This window comes from uncultured Algibacter sp. (assembly GCF_947490405.1).
Lineage (GTDB): Bacteria > Bacteroidota > Bacteroidia > Flavobacteriales > Flavobacteriaceae > Algibacter_B.
Window position 1 is genome coordinate 358964 of the sequence record NZ_CANLGU010000002.1, and the last position, 13828, is coordinate 372791.

A 13828-nucleotide genomic window follows, 5' to 3' on the forward strand; every position below is an offset into this window, starting at 1 on the left:
TTTAAAATAGGTCGTCACTGGTTATACTTTTTGTTCTTTTACTATAGTTAATGGATCGTTTTACAAAGAAATCGCCGTGTTTGGTTCCAATAATTTCATCATCAAACCATTCAGTTTGCGCTAATAATTCATCATCCACTTCAAAAACTTTATCAATACCAATACTCTCTAATGAGTTATTGAATCGTTTTTTAATGAATTCATTTACAACAGCTTTAGGCAAGAAATCCAATTCGCCCGCTTCAAAAATCCAATCAACAATATCACTTTCAGCCTTAAAAGCTTCTTTGCAAATAGTTTGAATTTTACCGTTGTACTCTTCACCAAACCAACTTGGGTTTTCCTTTTTGATGATTTTGATAATATCAATACCAAAGTCTCCGTGTATTTGCTCTTCTTTTGAAGTTGCTTCTACCACATTAGATATACCTTTAAGCATGTTTTTATGCTTGTTAAAAGCCATGATGATTAAAAACTGAGAAAACAATGATACATGTTCAATAAACAGTGAGAATAACAAAATGGATTCTGCATATTCTTGAATATTTTCACTTTTAGAGTTTTTTAGAGCCGTTTCTAAATAATGTACACGTCTCATGATAACAGGTTTCTTTTTTAGAGCTTTAAACTCTTCATTAAGACCCAATATTTCTAATAAATGTGAGTAGGCATCATGGTGGCGTACTTCACTTTCAGCAAAAGTTGATCCCACAGATCCTATTTCTGGTTTAGGCATTTTTTGATAAATATCTCCCCAAAATGATTTCACAGCAACTTCTATTTGAGAAATTGCTAACATGGTGTTTTTAATAGCAGATTTCTCAGTTGCATTAAGTTGTGCTTTAAAATCTTGAATATCACTTGTGAAGTTAAACTCAGTGTGAATCCAATATGAATGCCTAATAGCATTTACATATTCATATAAATCAGGATATTCGTAAGGTTTCAGATTAATACGCTTCTCAAAAATGTTAGTTTGTCTTTTTCTAGCTTGCTCATCTCTATATAAAATGTAGGCTTTGGCTGCATTATGAAACGCACTATCCATCAATTTATCTTCAACAATATCTTGTACTTGTTCTACTGTAGGAACGTACCTGTTATCCACAGCTTTTCTTGCTAAAAGAGATTCAAATACTCTGTCTGAAATATCTTTTGCATCCTCTTTAGTACCATGGTTTACAGAAAGCATAGCTTTTTCAATAGCACTAGTGATTTTGTCTAAAACGAAAGGGGTAGTTTCGTAGTCGCGTTTAATAATGTGAGTTATTTCCATTTGATGGTATTGGTTAAATAATTAACATACAAAGACTTGCAGGATTTTCCCTGAAAAACACACCCTAAAATCTGGTGCATTTTAGAAAAACTTTATTGAAAAATATCTTTTCGATAAAAATGGCTTCAACAAAGATTATAAATTGTTAAATGTATTTTTGATAATCTTAAAATACCTTTTTAACAAGTTTATTAACAAGCTAATTTTGTGTTTTTACTCAGAATTGAGCTCAACAAAGATTGCAAAATGATTGATACGTTTTTAAGTGAATCTAAAAACCTTTTCAACAAGTTTTTAACAAAGATTTTTTTGTGTTGAAACTCAGAAGTTTACAGAAAAAATTAGTTAAATTATTGAAAATCAATATTTTAACTTTTTTTAAAATTTAAAATGTTTACAAAAAAAAATAAAGTTATTGAAATGAAAAGTCCTTTGTTCATGGGGCTTTTTAAGGTGTTTTTTGATGTTTTTTTGGAAGTGTTAAAAAGTTTGTGCAACCTTTTCTAATTCGGTATACCAATCTTCACCAAATTTTCTTATGAGTGCCTCTTTTACGAATTTATAAACAGGAACTTGAAGCTCTTTACCAAGTGCACAAGCATCATCGCAAATTTGCCATTTATGATAATTTACTGCCGAAAACTCAGTGTAATCTTGAACTCGAATTGGATATAAATGACATGAAACTGGTTTTTTCCATGATACCTCTCCTTGGTTATATGCCTCTTCAATAGCACAAAGTGCTATCTTGTTTTCATCAAAAATAACATAAGCACAATCCGCTCCATTAATAAGTGGTGTTTCCAATTCTCCTTCTTCAGTAGTAATATATGCCCCTTGAGATTCAATAGCATCAATACCTTCTTTTCGCAAAAAGGGTTTCACTTTAGGATAAATATCTTTTAAAATTTTTGCTTCGTCAGATTCTATAGGAGCTCCTGCATCACCATCAATACAACACGCACCTTTACATGCCGATAGATTACAAACAAAATCTTTTTCTATAATATCTTCTGAAACTATGGTTTTCCCTAGCTGAAACATAAAAACGCATTAAAAAACGTTTACAAAAATAGACAAACTTTGACTTTATTTTTAAGATAATTAACTAATAATGCTATACTTTTGCGAAAAATTAAGAATTCCATAAAACTGGGATTTTAATTTTTAGATTCCCGCATCCGCGAGAATGACAATTCTATAGGATTTGCAAAAATTTGCAAGACCTTTTTTAAATATAAAATGCTCTAGTTATGCAGTTTAACTTTAAAGAAATATTTACCGCTTTCATGGTTTTGTTTGCAGTGATTGATATTGTTGGAAACATTCCTATTGTTATTGATTTAAGAAAAAAAGCTGGACATATTCAAAGCGAAAAAGCTTCTATTGTAGCTGGTATTATTTTAATTATATTCTTGTTTTTAGGAAAAAGCATATTAAATCTTATTGGTATTGATGTTAATTCGTTTGCTGTAGCAGGTGCTTTTATATTATTTTTTATTGCTTTAGAAATGATTCTTGGTATCACTCTTTACAAGCAAGATGAAAATGCATCTTTAACAACTGCTGTTTTTCCATTAGCATTTCCGCTTATTGCTGGTCCAGGAAGCTTAACTACTCTACTGTCTTTAAGAGCAGAGTTTAGGACAGAAAATATTATAATTGCCGTTTTAATGAATGTTATTATTATTTATATTGTACTTAAAACATCATCAAGAATAGAACGCTTTTTAGGAGCAAACGGTATTAATATTATACGAAAAGTATTTGGTGTTATTTTATTGGCTATTGCCGTAAAATTATTTGCGCATAACATTAAAGCCTTGTTTGACTTAGTATAAGTGAAACAACAAAATTTTACAAATAAAAGGCTATTTTAAATGGTCTATAAAATTAAAATACATGAAAATCCTTAGTATCATTCTTAGCGTTATTGCCTTAGGTTTAATCATTTTTAATTTTACTAAAGTGGATTTTAATGCCCCTTTTGAAGGTGATAGTATTATTGCAATTATAACCATTGTTGCTTCACTCTGCGTAATAGTTATGATGGCTATTTTAAGAACTTCAAAACGTATTGAAGACCAAGTAAAAGGAAAGAAGTAACTATGTACGATGCATTAATAATTGGTGGTGGTGCCGCAGGTATGTCTTGCGCCTTAGTTTTAGGCTCAGCAAAAAACAAACCTTTTGCAAAGGATAAAACTATTGGTATTATTACGCATCAAAAAACCTCGCATTTACAAACGGCTTTATTTAATAATGTTTTAGGATTAGCTCCCGGAACAACTGGTGCTTCAATTTTAAACAGCGGTAAAGCGCAACTTGCAAACTTATACCCGCATATTGAGCAAATTGATGGAGAAAAAGTTTTGGAAATATCAAGATCAGAAAACGGATTTCTAATAAAAACCAATAAAAATATTTGCCAATCTAAACTTGTTGTAATTGCTGTTGGCTACACCAATTTAATGACGATAAAAGGTTTAGATCATTATATTGAACCGCATCCAAGAGCAGCTATTGAAAAACACCGTATTTGGTTAAAAAACACCGATCATTTAATTGAAAAAAATTTATACGTTGCTGGTACATTAGCAGGGTGGCGTAGTCAATTTGCTATAGCTTCTGGAAGTGGCGCGCATGTAGCTACTGATATTTTAACACTATGGAATAGTGGAAAACATGCTAAGGTGCATGATAAAATTGCTTAGTTGTAAATAACCAATCTGCTTTTTGGGTTCATTTTTAAAAAATCTAGAGATTGAACAAATCACTAAACAACTATTTTACTATCTTTAAAGCACTTTCTCTATAACATTTTAGTAGCTCTAATGAGGTGTTTTTTACATCTCTGCGATTTAAACCATTAATTTCAACGGATTATGATTACTAAAACAACTAAAATTTGGAAGTTCTTCTCCCACTTTTTTGTCTCTATAGATCAATTAGGAAACGCATTAGCTGGTGGTAATCCAGATAATACCATTTCTGCTAGAGTAGGCTACTACAATCATCATTATAATTTTGAATCTGGAAAGATACCATGGTATTGGTATTGGTTTGAAAAAATAATCGATTTTACATTTTGTCCTGTAGATGGCCCTAATCACTGCCATGAAGCGTATCACAATGATGCTGGAGAAGTCTTTGATGATAGTACTTTAACTAACTTTTTAATTGGTATAGCAGCCACAATTATTATAATACCCAGTTGTATTGTAATTGCACTAGTATTATATCTGTTATCGGTTTTACGATTAGTAAAACCAAAAACCATTGAAAGAGACAAAAATTTAATTAAACGTTTTGAAACTTGTTGCTTGATTTTAGAAGGTGCACAACAAGAAATGGAACACCACGGATTAGATTTTGATTTACAAGAGGTTAAGCAGCAATTTAAAACGTTAATGGAAAAAGCTGAAATGATTGAACAGGGCTTAAACAAAAATGAATAATTTCGTTTACTTAAGTTTTCTAAATTTCTGAAATAACCTATCGACTGTGCTAAGGGTAAGATTTTTAATGCTTGTTAGTAATTATTAGTTATCATCACTCAACTTAATAACCTCATCAATCATAATATCACGTTGGTTATAAACCTCTTCAAAAGCACCAGCCCCAAAAAGTTGATCGGCTAGGGTTGCTTTTATGTATTGTTTTACCTCATCATGATAGGCCACAAAGGTTACTTTAGATTCTGTTCTGAGATTCAAATAGTCTTGAAAAGCAAATACTAAATCGTCACCTACTTCAAACGAATCTATAAAGTCTTGTCGCTGTAAATCATCATAAACATGTCGGTCTTTTTCTAATTCCTCAAACACAAAATTTCCAAAAAAACCGCGGCGTTGTAAAAACGATAACGTTTCGTTTTGCATGCTGTTATCAATAGGCACAAAAACATCAGGAATAATACCGCCACCACCGTACACAATTTTTCCTGCTGGTGTGGTAAATTTTAGCGAATCGTCTACTTTAATTTTTTCAGGATCAAGAAGCTCACCGCTATTCAATCTATCAAAATACTCATCGTAATAATCTCTATTCCCATTGGTGTATGGGCGTTGTATGGAGCGTCCTGTAGGTGTATAATATCTAGATACCGTTAAGCGCACAGCACTACCATCGCCTAAATCCATTTCGCGTTGTACGAGTCCTTTACCATAAGAACGCCTTCCAACAATAGTGCCTTTATCATTATCTTGAAGCGCACCTGCAACAATTTCACTGGCTGAAGCAGAGTTTTCGTCTATCAATACATACACTTTACCATCTTCAAAATCACCTTTGCTGGTAGCATAACTTTTCTCTACATCTCCTCTTTTATTTTTAGTAAATAAAATAAGTTTATCATCTTCAAGAAATTCATCTACGATGCTTTCGGCTATACCTAAAAACCCACCAGGATTATCTCTTAAATCTATTGCTATTTCAGTAGCGCCTAATGCCTCTAATTTTTCAATCCCTTTTTTAAACTCTTTATAAGTAGATTCCGCAAATCGGTTAATCTTTATATATCCCAATTTCTCAGTAAGCATATAAGCAGCATCAACACTTTTAATAGGAATGGTTCCTCGCTTTACGGTAAATTTTAAAAGTTCTGGTTCACCGCGCCTATAAACTTCTAATTTTACTTTAGAGTTCATCTCACCTTTTAACTTTTTAATAATTTCACCGTCTTTTAAATGTGTTCCGAATAACGAATCGCCATTGGCAGTAATAATTCTATCACCGCCTTTAATACCTACTTTTGCACTTGGTCCGTTTTCAATAGCACGAATTACAGCTATAGTATCTCTGTAAGTGTAAAAACTCACACCAATACCCACAAAATCGCCTTTCATTTCCTCAGCAACACGCTCCATATCTGCTTTTGGGATATAAACGGAATGCGGATCGAGGTTATCTAAAATACCATTTACAGTAACATCAACAATACTGTCTGTATTAATATCATCTACATAATCGTATTCAATATAATCTATAAGCCTATTGAGTTTATCTTTTTTACTATTGGTAGAAAATAAGCGATCTGGAGCGTCGGTAAAATCTAACTTACCGCCAATAAAAATACCTGCTGCAATAGCAACACCTAACACTAAGGGTAAATATTTTTTTTGGTACGACATTATTCGTTTAAATCTTCTATAAGTTCTAGTTCTATTCCGGCACGTTCTAAAAATTTTAAACCAGAATTATCTTTATATGCTCTGTTGTAAACCACCTTTACAATACCTGCTTGATGGATTAACTTGCTACACTCTTTGCATGGAGACAATGTAATGTATAAGGTTGCCCCTTTACACGATTGTGTAGATGCTGCTACTTTTAAAATGGCATTAGCCTCTGCATGCAAAACATACCATTTGGTATAGCCCTCTTCGTCTTCGCAAAAATTCTCAAAACCAGATGGTGTACCATTATATCCATCAGAAATTATCATCCTATCCTTAACGATAATGGCACCTACTTGCTTGCGTTTACAATACGAAAGCTTACCCCATTCTTGCGCTATACGCAGATACGCCTTATCATATTTTAACTGTTTGTTGTCTGGCATTAATTTTATGTATTTGGGCGTTACCCTCATTTAAAATTCACGTAAGCTTTTAGCTTTATTACAATTCGGGTCAGGCTTTACGTTTCAATCTTTTGCAAAAAAAGCAAAAGGATTTCCTCTACAATCCTTAACGCAAAAACTAAATAACGAATATACAGGGTTCGTATTTTAATTACAACGCTAGTTTCGTTAAAGTTTTACGAAAGTTTAATTTATTACAAGCTCCACTAAAAAACGGTTTACAATAAAAAAATAATTAATATATTATGTAAATAATAAATTTACTAATTATCATAATTAAAAGTAAACCACAAATAAAACCCTTTTAAAAATGAAAAAATCAATACTTCAGTTAGTTTTATTATGCTTTCTTATTACAGGTTGCTCAGACTCAAAAAAAGCGCAAACTAACCTTGCCAAAATTGAACAACTGAAAATAAAAAACGACAGTTTAAAACGTATCGTTACAAAACATAAAGCAACAATTAAAAATCAGATAAAAACGTTTCTTACATTTCAAGATAACAATGCGGAAAACGCTATGAACTTTTATGTAGCATTGTTTGACAACTCCAAAATTATAAACGTAAAACGTTGGGGAGAAGGTGCCCCTGTTGAAGCTGGAAAAATTATGCATGCTACATTTGATTTGAATGGGAGCCTGTTTATGTGTAGCGATAGTCCTCCTGTACACGATTGGGGGTTTTCTCCAGCTGTATCCAATTTTATTGATTGCGAAACCGAAAGTGAACTTGAAAAACTGTTTTCAAAATTATCTGAAAATGGTACAGTAACTATGCCTTTGAATAACTACGGCTTTAGCAAAAAGTTTGGATGGGTTATTGATCAATTTGGTGTTTCGTGGCAACTAAACTTACCTTAAGTAAACTTAGTTCTACATAAAAACAAAAATAGTAATAAGACTGATTTTTAAGTATTTGTCATTTCTACAGAGTAGTCCTGATTGCTATCGGAAGAGCAACAAGAAATCACATAATTAGTTAAAAACCCTACATTATAGCCTAAATAATTTAGGCCAAAAAATTGCTATTTAAAATCATGGGAATTACCAAACCTACTACGATGGCTGAAATTACCATGATCCAATCGCGTTTTGTAAACCTGAAAATAGTTTGCACTACATAGCCTAAAAATAGAACGATAAATACGATGATAACCTGTGCTATTTCTATACCTAAAGCGAATTCTAAAAGTAATATTAGTTTGTTATCTGTATCACCCAAAAGCATCTGGAATTCGCGGGCAAAGCCTAAGCCGTGTACTAAACCAAAAAATAGTGTTGATAAAAACAGGATGCCTACTTTTTCGCGTTGTGCGCCTTTACCAGAAGTAAACACATTAAAAAGTGCAACAATTAAAATGGTAATAGGTATTAAAAATTCTACCATGGTAGCGTTTACGCTTACTACATTGTAGGCTGCCAACACCAAAGATAGTGTATGCCCTAAAGTAAACAGAGACACTAATAATAGCACCCGCTTCCAGTCTTTAAAAACATAGGGCACTGTTAAAACAATGAGGAATAAAACATGGTCGTAGGCATTAATATCTAGTACATGATTAATACCATATTCTACATTAAACCAAAAATTTTCTAGCATAATAATTAAGGTTTAGGTTGATTTAGGGTTGTCCAAATATACAATTATTAAGATGTTCTTGAAATAGCTTTATATGTTTTGCGTAGCTGAAAAATCATTTCTTTTGTAATATCTTCCAATAAAAATGAATGTTTCCAGTTCCAATCTTGCCTTGCATAAGAATCGTTTATACTTTTTGGCCAACTATCTGCGATGTCTTGCCTGTAATCTGGCACGTAGTTTATTTTAAAATCTGGTATGTATTTTTTTATAGAAGCAGCAACTTCTTTAGGTGTAAAACTTATGGCTGCTAAATTGTATGACGATCTTATTTTTACTGTTTCTGGTTCTGCCATCATAATGTCAACGGTGGCTTTAATAGCATCATCCATAAACATCATTGGTAATTCGGTATCTTCTTTTAAAAAGCAGTTATACGATTTTGTTTTTACAGCTTCGTGGTATATTTCAACTGCATAATCAGTTGTGCCGCCACCAGGAATTGTTTTCCAGCTTATTATTCCTGGGTAACGTATACTCCTCACATCCACATCGTATTTATCATGGTAATATTCACACCAACGTTCGCCAACTTGTTTTGTAATACCATAGACTGTTTTGGGTTCTGTGGTAGTATATTGCGGGGTATACTTGGTTGGAGTGGTAGGCCCAAAAACCGCAATACTTGATGGCCAAAACACCTTTTTTATAAGCTTACCTTTGGCTAAATTCAAGACATGAAATAAAGAATCCATGTTTAAATTCCATGCTTCTTCTGGGAATTTCTCCCCAGTTGCACTTAACATGGCGGCCATTAAGTACACAGTGTCAATATTGTACGTTTCAACACATTTTTTTACGCCTTCATAATCTTTTGCATCTAAAATTTCAAAAGTTCCAGAATTTACTAGGTCAGAATTATTTCGATTAATATCCGTAGCAATTACATTTTCCTCACCATACATCTGCCTTAGCTTATATGTTAATTCTGAACCAATTTGCCCACCAGCACCAATTATTAATATTTTAGAGCTCATTAAATCACTTATTATAAAGATATTTCAAAAATAATAAGATTTTATTGATAATAATTCATTTTTATTTTGAAATATTACTGATTTATGCTATTCTTTAATTCTTAAAAAATAAACGTTTAATATATATTTGTATCATGTCACTTTTTTAAACCACACATTATGTTTGTTAAGCCCTTATATATTTTAAGTTTTTTGTTTTTATTTTTTTCTTGCAAAAAGGAGCAAGAAGAAAATACAGAAGCTAAAGAGGGGCAAGAGAAAAACCAAGTTTTTACTGAGCAAGACGTTGCTAAATTGAAGTATATTGAATATGCGTTAGACCCTAAAACTGAAGAAACTGTTACTGATTGGGCTGAATTTATGCAAATTCAAGACTTGATAGCAACTATTAAAAAAGGAGACATTTCTTATTTTAAGGAAAACGAGGAGGCTATTTTATTATTAATAAAAGAGTTGAAGGTAAATGTTCCAGAATCTTTAAACTCTGCATCCATTACGGCCAGACTTTTGGTTTTAGAAACTAAAATTTTAAAACTTGAAAGTTTAGCCAACCTATTAACTACAACTAAAGCTGAACTTTTAGAACATATTAGAGAGTTTTTCGTAGCACATTATACACTAGTTTTTCAAATGAATAAGAAGGTTGAATTTGATGATAGGAATATAGAAAGGCCCTAGTATTTTAAATAAAAAAAGCAATTCAATATTTTAAGAATCACTTTTTTTATTTAATAATTAATTTTTAGGTTGTTCAGCTTGTTGAAGTGCTTGCTTTTGCCTTAATAATTCGTTTTTAGTAATTTGAATAAGGTTAAAATTAGGAGCTTCTTTTAAAGTAGTATCTAATATATCAACGGCAGCATCAATATTTGCTGTCTTATCCTTACTGTAAGTTGATACAGCATTTAAATACATAAACGCAGCTTTCATAGGCACTTCGTATGGTGTTTGCTTTTCATAGAATGCTTTTTTTTCGTCTGCTTTAGAATTTGTTAGTCCAAATGCAATGTGCTTGTCTGCTTCTGATACATTTTGAATTTGCATATTTAGTTCAGCCAGCTCATAAGCCACTACTGAGTTTGGTTGTCTTTTAAACATTTCTTCGAAATGTTCTATGGCAAGTTTGGGTTGTTTTGCTGCTTTTAAAGACACTGCTTTAACCTCTACAGCAATGTCAGAATCTGTAGCATTTTGTTCTATTCCAATGGTATTAAGTGCCTGCATATATTGATTTCCACTCATGTAAATATAAGCCAGAGTGTCTTTTCTTGCTTCAGATGGCGATAATACATTTAAATGTGTCATGGCATTAATAATACCTTGTGTGTCTCCTTGAGACTTCATTTGCGAATAATACGCTTCGTAGTGTTTTAACAGTTCTGAGTTAGTTTGTGCACCCGCCATAAAACTAATCGTCAATAAAGCCAATCCAAATAATTTTTTCATTTTAATTTAATTTAAGTGCGCTAAAACTATAAAAAAATACGAGTTAAACTCTTAAAAGAATGCTAATTATTTAGACTTTTTGATGAAAAATAAAATCTTTATATCTTTTTAAGACGAGATACCACTAGTTTTTTGAAAACTGAATTCCAGATCCTTTTAGGAATTCTGGAATAAATTAAGTATATTTAAGATTACTAATAAAATAAAATCTATGGGAATAAAGAGTTTTCAAGGTGCAAGAAGACAGCAGTCTAATACTGCTGATGCTACGTCGTTAACGGTTAGTGACTACATGACTACTAATTTGATAACATTTACTCCTGACCAATCCATTGAAAGTGTAATGCAATCTTTGATTAAACACAGAATCTCTGGTGGACCAGTTGTTAATGATAAAAAAGAGCTTATCGGAATTATTTCTGAAGGTGATTGTATAAAGCAAATAAGTGAAAGTAGATACTATAATATGCCTATGCAAGACCAAACTATTGAGAAGCATATGGCTGGTAATGTAGAAACTATTGATGGGAATATGAATATTTTTGATGCTGCAAAAAAGTTTTTAGAAGCTAAACGCAGACGATTTCCTATTGTAGAAAACGGCAAATTGGTAGGGCAAATAAGCCAAAAAGATGTGCTTAAAGCCGCTATGCAATTAAAAGGACAAAATTGGAAATAGATTAAAATCTATCATGAATTCTTTGTAAAGCTTTTGGTTCGTCTGTAATCAAAAGCTTTTCTTTTTTTGTACCTGTTAGGGTTAATATTTTAGAATACGAGTAGCCTTCAATCGGTTCTTTTAGCATACTCCATTTTGCAACACCTTTAACTGCAATAGGCTCATTTAATTCTATAACACCTTCGGTATATCTTATAGTTTTATTTATCCCTAAAACACCGGTACTCTTTTTATTATGATATTTTAAATAGGCTTCAAGTTTTTCAGGAGCGTCATTTCTAAACCCCGATTTTTGTTTATAATCTTTTACTAAATGGTAACGCTTCATCGATTTACTTAGTGCAGACATTTTTACAATGGCCATTTCAGAATTACTTTCAATAAAAAAATCTTGATGCTTTTCATCATTAATTATTCTTCTCCAATTTTTATCTCCTTTTACTTCGACCATTACATGGTAATAAACACATTGTCTTCCACTTAGTGGAGCTTCTAATGGTTCATGGACGTGTTTTGCTTTACCTATAATTTTTGCGTATTCGTTTTCCTGAATTCTGTTTATCTGCTTTTTTCTGCTCTTTTTAAATTCTCGAAGCATAACCTTTTTATTGCTAAAATATGTTGCAACAAAACCTATAACAATTACAGTTGAAAACATTAATAGGGGGACTAACAGCTTTGAGTTCTCTTTAAAAAATAATAAAATGTCTTCCATAAATTTAGCTTTCGCGTTTTACTAATGCATAATAATCGCCTTCTAAAGGTAAATACCCTTGATCGTAAACAAAATAATAAACGGTTCCAGCTTTTGTGGTATAAATACTTGTAAAATAATTAAAATCGAAACCTGCCTCAATCAATTTAGCACGAGACGTTTTTGTTTTTTGTTGTGGATTTAAAGTTTCCAGAATTCTGTAATTTTTCCGAAGCCTATTGTTTGTGTTTCTAATTAGGTTTTTACTGTCTTTATTGACTCTATTATTGTAAGCGTTTCGACAACCATCGCTACAGAATTTTTTATCAATTCTACCAACAATTTTATCGCCACATTCTAAACATTCTTTTTGCATATAATTGAGCTCATTAATTATAATTTATTCATTTTATACCAACGAAGATGCATTTTTTCTTGTTCAAAATAAAAATCTTCAACATAGTGCAATCCAATTTTCAAAAGCGTATTATGCGATGCTTCATTTCCTATTTCTGTAGTTGCATAAATCTCTGGAAGTTTTAAAACATTAAAGGCGTAATCTATTGCAGCTTTTCCAGACTCTGTAGCATAACCTTTACCCCAATATTTTGGAATTAACCTATAACCCACATCATAATATTTAGTATAACCATTCATGTTATATTCTGTGTTTAAACGCAATCCAGACCAGCCTATAAAATTCCCTGAAGATTTTTCAATAGCCACCCATCTCCCTATGCCTCTTTCTTTATATTGATTAAGAACACCTTCGATAACTTTTTGAGATGCTTGTTTTGTTTTAACAGGTTTATTCCCCAAATATTTATGCACTTCGGGGTTCGAATCCAATTCAAACATGCCTTCTAAATCTGATAGACGCATATCTCTTAAAATTAGACGTTCTGTTTCAATGTTAAATACCATAACCTAAATTGTTTTACCAATTGCCGGCATAACTCAAACTTATACTTGATGATGCTTTTAAAAACTCAAACTTATATCTTAAAATTTGCCTAATATGCAAATAATCATGTGCCAACCAATTTCTTAAAAATTGTTCTGCAGATAATTTTCCAAGTTCTGGATGCAACAATGAATTTTCCCAATTTGCAACATCCAATTCTTTTAACCAAGTAACAGAATTTGCACGCTCATTTAAAAATGATTGAAGTGTTGATTTGTAATTATTTAAAATATAATTTTTGTCATTTACCCACCCTTCAGGATCGATAGGTATCAATTTCTTTTCTGGATACTCGAGAGCATGTTTTACTCGTGCTCTAAAATCATAAATTTCTTCATCTAAAAGATGACAAACAATTTCTAATAGGCACCATTTTTCTGGTTTTGGCCGCCACAGATATTGATTTTCAGGAATATCTTTCAAAAGATTTTCGAAAATCGATTTATTATTTTCAAGATTACAAATAATATCTTTTAGCCCATGTTTTGTAGTGTCCATAGGCGAATGTACAAAATAAATTAATCGTTTACAAACGACTACAAACATTTACAAACGATTTTAAACAAGT

Annotated in this window: 18 protein-coding genes; 7 read left to right on the forward strand and 11 right to left on the reverse strand. The window is 31.8% G+C overall.

All coding sequences use genetic code 11. The annotated features are described in order from the left end of the window. Window position 1: 1 nt before the first annotated feature. Both Q0772_RS05530 and Q0772_RS05535 read right to left on the reverse strand, forming a co-directional pair. Window positions 2-1276, reverse strand: coding sequence for a ribonucleotide-diphosphate reductase subunit beta (locus tag Q0772_RS05530; RefSeq protein WP_298341202.1), 1275 nt, complete (start codon window positions 1274-1276; stop codon window positions 2-4). Window positions 1277-1756: 480 nt separating this feature from the next. Continuing rightward, on the reverse strand, window positions 1757-2320 hold the full coding sequence (locus Q0772_RS05535; protein ID WP_298341204.1) for a DUF3109 family protein: 564 nt from the start codon (window positions 2318-2320) through the stop codon (window positions 1757-1759). Window positions 2321-2529: 209 nt separating this feature from the next. Here Q0772_RS05535 and Q0772_RS05540 point away from each other — a divergent pair, with 209 nt between their 5' ends. The 4 genes from Q0772_RS05540 (at window position 2530) to Q0772_RS05555 (ending at window position 4734) form a co-directional block, all read left to right on the forward strand. Next, a complete protein-coding gene (locus Q0772_RS05540) occupies window positions 2530-3117 on the forward strand; it encodes a MarC family protein (RefSeq protein WP_298341206.1) in 588 nt (195 codons plus the stop codon). 61 nt (window positions 3118-3178) lie between these two features. Beyond that, complete coding sequence (locus Q0772_RS05545) at window positions 3179-3382, forward strand: hypothetical protein (protein ID WP_298341208.1); 204 nt, start codon at window positions 3179-3181, stop codon at window positions 3380-3382. Window positions 3383-3384: 2 nt separating this feature from the next. Beyond that, window positions 3385-3990 (forward strand): FAD-dependent oxidoreductase, encoded by a 606-nt coding sequence (locus Q0772_RS05550; protein ID WP_298341210.1) that lies wholly within the window; start codon window positions 3385-3387, stop codon window positions 3988-3990. Window positions 3991-4161: 171 nt separating this feature from the next. Next, window positions 4162-4734 (forward strand): hypothetical protein, encoded by a 573-nt coding sequence (locus Q0772_RS05555; protein ID WP_298341211.1) that lies wholly within the window; start codon window positions 4162-4164, stop codon window positions 4732-4734. An 84-nt stretch (window positions 4735-4818) separates the two neighbouring features. Here the strand turns inward: Q0772_RS05555 and Q0772_RS05560 are convergent, their stop codons facing one another. Both Q0772_RS05560 and Q0772_RS05565 read right to left on the reverse strand, forming a co-directional pair. Further along, the gene (locus Q0772_RS05560) at window positions 4819-6408 is read right to left on the reverse strand and encodes a S41 family peptidase (RefSeq protein WP_298341213.1); all 1590 of its coding nucleotides are present in this window, start codon (window positions 6406-6408) and stop codon (window positions 4819-4821) included. Beyond that, a complete protein-coding gene (locus Q0772_RS05565) occupies window positions 6408-6839 on the reverse strand; it encodes a dCMP deaminase family protein (RefSeq protein WP_298341215.1) in 432 nt (143 codons plus the stop codon). Before Q0772_RS05565 ends, Q0772_RS05560 begins: the two co-directional genes overlap by 1 nt. Before the next feature lie 331 nt (window positions 6840-7170). Here Q0772_RS05565 and Q0772_RS05570 point away from each other — a divergent pair, with 331 nt between their 5' ends. Continuing rightward, window positions 7171-7722: a VOC family protein gene (locus Q0772_RS05570; RefSeq protein ID WP_298341217.1), complete on the forward strand. Its 552-nt coding sequence runs from the start codon at window positions 7171-7173 to the stop codon at window positions 7720-7722. Between the two features lie 148 nt (window positions 7723-7870). Here Q0772_RS05570 and Q0772_RS05575 read toward each other — a convergent pair whose 3' ends face one another. Both Q0772_RS05575 and Q0772_RS05580 read right to left on the reverse strand, forming a co-directional pair. Continuing rightward, window positions 7871-8461, reverse strand: coding sequence for a HupE/UreJ family protein (locus Q0772_RS05575; protein WP_298341218.1), 591 nt, complete (start codon window positions 8459-8461; stop codon window positions 7871-7873). 47 nt (window positions 8462-8508) lie between these two features. Beyond that, window positions 8509-9477 carry an NAD-dependent epimerase/dehydratase family protein gene (locus tag Q0772_RS05580; RefSeq protein WP_298341220.1) on the reverse strand — a complete coding sequence of 323 codons (969 nt, stop codon included), beginning with the start codon at window positions 9475-9477 and terminating at the stop codon, window positions 8509-8511. Between the two features lie 159 nt (window positions 9478-9636). Here Q0772_RS05580 and Q0772_RS05585 point away from each other — a divergent pair, with 159 nt between their 5' ends. After that, entirely contained in the window at window positions 9637-10155 is a 519-nt protein-coding gene (locus Q0772_RS05585) for a hypothetical protein (RefSeq protein WP_298341222.1), read from the forward strand. Between the two features lie 57 nt (window positions 10156-10212). Here Q0772_RS05585 and Q0772_RS05590 read toward each other — a convergent pair whose 3' ends face one another. Next, entirely contained in the window at window positions 10213-10923 is a 711-nt protein-coding gene (locus tag Q0772_RS05590) for a hypothetical protein (protein ID WP_298341224.1), read from the reverse strand. Between the two features lie 211 nt (window positions 10924-11134). Between Q0772_RS05590 and Q0772_RS05595 the strand changes: the two genes are divergently transcribed. Further along, a complete protein-coding gene (locus tag Q0772_RS05595; RefSeq protein ID WP_298341226.1) occupies window positions 11135-11602 on the forward strand; it encodes a CBS domain-containing protein in 468 nt (155 codons plus the stop codon). A 1-nt stretch (window position 11603) separates the two neighbouring features. Here the strand turns inward: Q0772_RS05595 and Q0772_RS05600 are convergent, their stop codons facing one another. From Q0772_RS05600 to Q0772_RS05615, 4 genes are read right to left on the reverse strand one after another with little or no spacing between them, the layout of a single operon-like run. Then, a complete protein-coding gene (locus tag Q0772_RS05600; protein WP_298341228.1) occupies window positions 11604-12317 on the reverse strand; it encodes a hypothetical protein in 714 nt (237 codons plus the stop codon). 4 nt (window positions 12318-12321) lie between these two features. Next, a complete protein-coding gene (locus tag Q0772_RS05605) occupies window positions 12322-12672 on the reverse strand; it encodes a hypothetical protein (RefSeq protein ID WP_298341231.1) in 351 nt (116 codons plus the stop codon). A 17-nt stretch (window positions 12673-12689) separates the two neighbouring features. Beyond that, complete coding sequence (locus tag Q0772_RS05610) at window positions 12690-13220, reverse strand: GNAT family N-acetyltransferase (protein ID WP_298341233.1); 531 nt, start codon at window positions 13218-13220, stop codon at window positions 12690-12692. A 13-nt stretch (window positions 13221-13233) separates the two neighbouring features. After that, entirely contained in the window at window positions 13234-13806 is a 573-nt protein-coding gene (locus Q0772_RS05615) for a DinB family protein (protein ID WP_298341235.1), read from the reverse strand. Between the last annotated feature and the right edge of the window lie 22 nt (window positions 13807-13828).